We start from the raw sequence: 585 nt of genomic DNA on the forward strand, positions 1-585 counted from the left end.
AGCTTATGAAATTAAATGGTGGAGAATGACGGGTTCGAACCGCCGACCCTCTGCTTGTAAGGCAGATGCTCTCCCAGCTGAGCTAATTCTCCATAAATAATGACCCCTACGGGATTCGAACCCGTGTTACCGCCGTGAAAGGGCGGTGTCTTAACCGCTTGACCAAGGGGCCTTATGGCTCCACAGGTAGGACTCGAACCTACGACCGATCGGTTAACAGCCGATAGCTCTACCACTGAGCTACTGTGGAATAATAAAATTAAATATTTGCCCGGCAACGTCCTACTCTCGCGGAACGTAAGCCCAACTACCATCGGCGCTAAAGAGCTTAACTTCTGTGTTCGGCATGGGAACAGGTGTGACCTCTTTGCTATCGTCACCAGACAAATTATTGCTTGAGTCAATCGTTTACATACTTCCTCATCACTGCTGTCTTCCTCATTCATTTACGAAAGTAAACTCATTTGTCATCCATTGTGATTCGTTGTCTATAAGCGTTTTCTCTACGCAATACAAATTGAAATGTATTACACATTCAAAACTAGATAGTAAGCAGATTTTACGGCTAAAACCGATTTAAAATTT

At 44.3% G+C, this 585-nt stretch carries 3 tRNA genes and 1 rRNA gene; all 4 read right to left on the reverse strand.

Annotation, left to right across the window (positions count from 1 at the left end):
* Positions 1-16: 16 nt before the first annotated feature.
* Positions 17-92: transfer RNA gene (locus CD035_RS08780), tRNA-Val, on the reverse strand.
* A gap of 8 nt (positions 93-100) precedes the next feature.
* Positions 101-172 (reverse strand) — tRNA-Glu (locus tag CD035_RS08785).
* A gap of 3 nt (positions 173-175) precedes the next feature.
* A tRNA-Asn gene (locus tag CD035_RS08790) sits at positions 176-250 on the reverse strand.
* Between the two features lie 19 nt (positions 251-269).
* Positions 270-384, reverse strand: a 5S ribosomal RNA gene (gene rrf, locus CD035_RS08795).
* Between the last annotated feature and the right edge of the window lie 201 nt (positions 385-585).

Origin of the sequence: Mammaliicoccus sciuri (assembly GCF_002901825.1) — a bacterium.
GTDB lineage: Bacteria > Bacillota > Bacilli > Staphylococcales > Staphylococcaceae > Mammaliicoccus > Mammaliicoccus sciuri.